Origin of the sequence: Streptomyces sp. (assembly GCF_050698815.1) — a bacterium.
GTDB lineage: Bacteria > Actinomycetota > Actinomycetes > Streptomycetales > Streptomycetaceae > Streptomyces.
The window spans coordinates 1-3161 of sequence record NZ_JBOHCV010000466.1 but is presented as its reverse complement, the minus strand read 5'-3'; the positions used below and the strand labels follow the sequence as shown (position 1 = coordinate 3161).

Here is a 3161-nt window from a genome sequence, read left to right as displayed (position 1 = left end):
GGTCGAGGTCGTCGAGCACGGCCGGCGAGCCGGGCAGCGGCCGCAGCCCGTGCCAGCCCGCTCCCGTGGCGTGGCCGTAGGGGGGCCGCAGCTCGATGCCGGTGCGGCGGTGTTCGGGTGTCAGCCGGAGACTGCGCGGCCCGGCCACGACGCGGACCCGGGCGGCGTGGGCCGCCGGGCAGGCGCTGGTGGCGTGGGTCTCCGTGCCCGCGTGGGTGGCGTGGGTGGCGTACACGCCGATGCCGGGGAGGGTCAGCCGTCCGCCGGGAGCGGGCAGGGTGATGCGGAAGCTGACGCCCGTACGCAGCGCGACGGCGGCGGCCAGGGCTCCCAGCCCGCCGAGGCAGTCCTCGAAGGCGGGCCGGTCCCGCGCCGGGACGCTCAGGGCGTGCACGAGCCAGTTGCCGACCGAGGGATAGGAGAGGGCTTCGCGGGCGGCGAGCGGATCGGCGGCCTCGGCCCGCTCCAGCAGTCGCCAGTGCCGGTTCAGCCGTTGCCGCACCGGTGGCGGCACGGCGTGCCGGTCCGCCTGCGCGAGCAGGGACTTGAGCAGCACCAGCCGCCTGCTGTACAGCCCGGCCCGTAACAGCCGGAGGTCTTCGGGGCCGGGCCGGGTACGGGCCAGGGACGCGAGAGTTTCGGCAGGAACGCCGAACGAGGCCGCGACAGACTGCACCCTTCCCCCTCCCCCGTCTCCCTCGTCATTTCCCCGGTGATGAGAATTGGCCCGAACACGTCCCTGGTCGGCCCCCCTACGGCGGCGGAGGCACCCGGTGCCGTCAGGACGCCTTCCCGGCCTGGCCGCCGTCGTCCCCCCACCAGGTCTCGGTGAACCGCTCCGGGCGGTCCAGCACCGCATCGACCGCCGCCAGCAGTGCGGGGGCGTCCATGGCTCGCAGAACGCACAGGTCAACACCGGTGAGATCGGGAAGGGGCGGCGTTCCCGCGCGCTCCAGGTCCGTCCCTGAGGACGTGCCACGGCCCTGCTTCGGCACGCTCTCCTCCTCCCTGCCGCCCCTGGCGGCGGGCTGCCCGCAACAGTGGTGGGTTCTTCCCAACGACCTTGCTTCGGAAACCCGTTCGGAATCGGCCCCCCGCACCCGGGCCCGCTCATTCGGCCTCCGCCTCCAGCGCGGCGATCCGCTCGCGGGTCTCACGCACCTCCGCCATGGGTACGCCCTCGGCCATCCGGCCGGTGAGCTGCCGCCACTCGGCGGCGGCGGCACTGTAGTCCGCGAGCGCGGCATCATGACGGGCGTCCCTCTCGTGGAGCCTGCCGCGCGCCAGCAGCGCTCGAGCCGCGGCCACCGACGCGGACGCATCGGCTCCCTGTGTCTGCCGGGCCTCGGTCAGCGACCGGGTCAGTGCCTGCTCGGCCTGGCCGGACGGCACGTGGCCGGCGGGGAACTCCTGCCGGGCGGCGCCGAGCAACAGCCAGGCCTCGGCCCGCAGTTCCCCCTCCTGCCCCTTGCGAGCGACCTGCTCCAGCAGGTGGCAGCCCTCGTACAGATCAGGCAGGAAGCTCTCCCGCTCGAAGCGGGCCACCAGGGCGCGGCCCAGGAGGAGTTGGAGCCGGGCGGCGAGCGGGCCACCGCCCGGTGCGCTGGTCAGCGCCTCCCGCAGCAGCCCCTCCGCGCGGGTGGCGCCCTCCAGGTGGGTGGCGCCCTCCGCGCTGTCCAGCAGCATCGTCCCCCATTCGGTGAGGAGTTCGGCCCGCTCCAGACTGTCGCGTTCGGTGTGGGCCTCCGCCGCCGTGTAGGCCAGGTCCGCCGCGGCCGGATCGCCGGTGTCGCGGTGTACCCGGGCGCGGGCGCGTGCGCAGCGCAGCCGCAGCGTGTCGTTGTCGCCGGCGGCCGCCTCGGCGCGGTCCAGGTTCGCGAGCCGTTCGGCGCTGTCGGCACCGGCCTTGCGGAGCGCGGCACTGAGGTCGAGGAGGGCCGCGCACAGCCCCGGGTCGTCGTCTCCGCCGACGGCCAACAGGTCACCGGCGGCGCGTAGTTCAACGGCGGCTTCGGCAGCCGCGTCCTCGGAGACCCGCCGCGCCGCGCCTGTACGGCCGTCGGCGCCGGCGAGTGCGAGCAGCACCCGGCCCAGCCAAAGCCGTCGCTTGCCTTCCAGCCGGCCGGTCAGCGGACGGCCGGCCGCCGTCGACTCGTCGGCCATGGTGCGCAGCGTCCGCACGGCGGCCCGTAGCTGCTCGGGGTCCTCCTCGGCCTGCCACAGGTCGTGCTGTACGGCGGCGAGTTCGAACCGGGTGTCGAGGTCGTCGCCGGTCAGCTGGTCCGCGGCGGCGTGCAGCAGCTCGCGAGCCTGCTCGGGGCGCCGGCGGACCTCTCCGGTCTCGGTGAGGGCGTGCAGGATCCGGCCGAGTACGAGCCGGGCGCGCCCGAGGTCGGCCAGCGCATCGGCGACGGCGGCCTCGGCGTGGGTGCGCGCCTGGTGCAGCAGCCGCGGGTCGCCCTGCGCCCACCAGCGGCGCAGCAGCCGCTCCGCCTCCGGGAGCCCTCCGGACACCGGGACGTCCGGGTCGTACCAGCTGACCACCCGGGCGGGGATCTCCGCGAACAGCTCGTCGATGACGCTCTCCCGCCACCCGCCGGGCTCGCGCCCCCCGGACCTGCCCTCCTCCAGCGGGTCCCGCCCGGAGAGCCGGGCGACGGCGCGGGCGGGAAAGTTGCGGGTGCCCTTGCCGAACCGCCGGGTGACGTACTCCGAGAGGTACTTCAGCACCAGCACGGCCGCGCCCTGATCGAGGGAGTGCAGCAGCAGGTCCTGCACGCCGGGCGCGAAGACGTACCGCGGCCCGGGTGAATCCTCGATGTCCGGCAGCCGCTCCAGCAGTCCGCTCAGCAGCACCTCTGCCAGCTCCATGGGCCCGGTGTCGGGCAGCATCGCCTCCTGCACGAGCTGGATGACGGGAAGCACCAGCGGTACGGCGGCCAGGTGCACGGCCAGGTCGAGGGCGCCGGGTGAGGCGGACGCACGGAAGGCGCCCAGCAGTTCGCGGGGGTGCTCGGCGCCGGCCGGCGTGCGGGGAGCGGGCATCGCGTGATGGCGCGGCCGTACCCAGGCGGCGGCACCGCGCACGGTACGCCGGCCGTTGCCGCCCAGCAGCCGGGCCCAGCTGCCCAGCGCCGCCGGCGTGGGCAGCAGCACGGGCA

At 75.5% G+C, this 3161-nt stretch carries 1 protein-coding gene and 2 pseudogenes; all 3 read right to left on the bottom strand.

Annotated features, from left to right (window positions below):
• Nucleotides 1-676, bottom strand: a pseudogene (locus ACRDP3_RS16845) (hypothetical protein); the annotation flags it as partial.
• Between the two features lie 103 nt (nt 677-779).
• The gene (locus tag ACRDP3_RS16840; RefSeq protein ID WP_431517776.1) at nt 780-995 is read right to left on the bottom strand and encodes a hypothetical protein; all 216 of its coding nucleotides are present in this window, start codon (nt 993-995) and stop codon (nt 780-782) included.
• Nucleotides 996-1110: 115 nt separating this feature from the next.
• Nucleotides 1111-3161: pseudogene (locus tag ACRDP3_RS16835) on the bottom strand (tetratricopeptide repeat protein); the annotation flags it as partial.